Annotated in this window: 1 protein-coding gene and 1 pseudogene; both read right to left on the bottom strand. The window is 53.1% G+C overall.

Annotation, left to right across the window (positions count from 1 at the left end):
• Positions 1-45 precede the first annotated feature (45 nt).
• Positions 46-111 (bottom strand): annotated as a pseudogene (locus ACLH1I_RS26530) (hypothetical protein); the annotation flags it as partial.
• 29 nt (positions 112-140) lie between these two features.
• Positions 141-1,249 (bottom strand): IS3 family transposase gene (locus tag ACLH1I_RS26525; protein ID WP_411302954.1). Its coding sequence is split into 2 segments (ribosomal slippage): positions 141-1,003 and positions 1,003-1,249, totalling 1,110 coding nucleotides; the frame shifts between segments, so codons are not numbered across the junction.
• Between the last annotated feature and the right edge of the window lie 93 nt (positions 1,250-1,342).

Here is a 1,342-nt window from a genome sequence, read left to right as displayed (position 1 = left end):
ATAAATCAGATTTCGGGTAAGTCTCCCCCGTAGCGGGTTGTGTTTTCAGGCAATACGCACGCTTTCAGGCATACCTGCTTTCGTCATTTTGTTCAGCGCTCGTACCAGGGCTGACCTGCCCCCAGGATTAGATACAACCGTCAGTTAGTAAGGTCGGTTTGTTTACCTTCACATTTTCCATTTCGCCACCGTGCTGCAAACTCTGATGGCGTCTGATAATTCAGTGCTGAATGTGGACGACACTCGTTATAATCCTGCCGCCAGTCATTAATGATTTTCCTTGCGTGAACGATATCGCTGAACCAGTGCTCATTCAGGCATTCATCGCGAAATCGTCCGTTAAAGCTCTCAATAAATCCGTTCTGCGTTGGCTTGCCCGGCTGGATTAAGCGCAACTCAACACCATGCTCAAAGGCCCATTGATCCAGTGCACGGCAAGTGAACTCCGGCCCCTGGTCAGTTCTTATCGTCGCCGGATAGCCTCGAAACAGTGCAATGCTGTCCAGAATACGCGAGACCTGAACGCCTGAAATCCCAAAGGCAACAGTGACCGTCAGGCATTCCTTTGTGAAATCATCGACGCAGGTAAGACACTTGATCCTGCGACCGGTGGAAAGTGCGTCCATGACGAAATCCATCGACCAGGTCAGATTGGGCGCCGCCGGACGGAGCAGCGGCAGACGTTCTGTTGCCAGCCCTTTACGACGTCTTCTGCGTTTTACGCCCAGGCCACTGAGGTGATAAAGCCTGTACACGCGCTTATGATTAACATGAAGCCCTTCACGGCGCAGCAACTGCCAAATACGACGGTAGCCAAAACGCCTGCGCTCCAGTGCCAGCTCAGTGATGCGCCCTGATAAATGCGCATCAGCAGCCGGACGGTGAGCCTCATAGCGGCAGGTCGACAGGGATAAACCTGTAAGCCTGCAGGCACGACGTTGCGACAGACCGGTCGCATCACACATCAGCATCACGGCTTCCCGCTTCTGGTCTGTCGTCAGTACTTTCGCCCAAGAGCCACCTGAAGCGCCTCTTTATCCAGCATGGCTTCGGCAAGCAGCTTCTTGAGTCTGGCGTTCTCTTCCTCAAGCGACTTCAGGCGCTTAACTTCAGGCACCTCCATACCGCCATACTTCTTACGCCAGGTGTAAAACGTGGCATCGGAAATGGCATGCTTGCGGCAGAGTTCACGGGCGGGTACCCCAGCTTCGGCTTCGCGGAGAATACTGATGGGCTTTGTTAATGGAATGGTCGCCTCCCATCTCTTGTGCCACAGTGGGACGATAAATCGTCACTCATTGAACGGAGCGCTGCTATCATGAACGTTAAAACTATTGGAATC

Source organism: Klebsiella sp. 1SOBk10mer (assembly GCF_046602535.1).
Lineage (GTDB): Bacteria > Pseudomonadota > Gammaproteobacteria > Enterobacterales > Enterobacteriaceae > Klebsiella > Klebsiella quasipneumoniae.
This window is presented reverse-complemented; position numbering and strand designations above follow the sequence as displayed.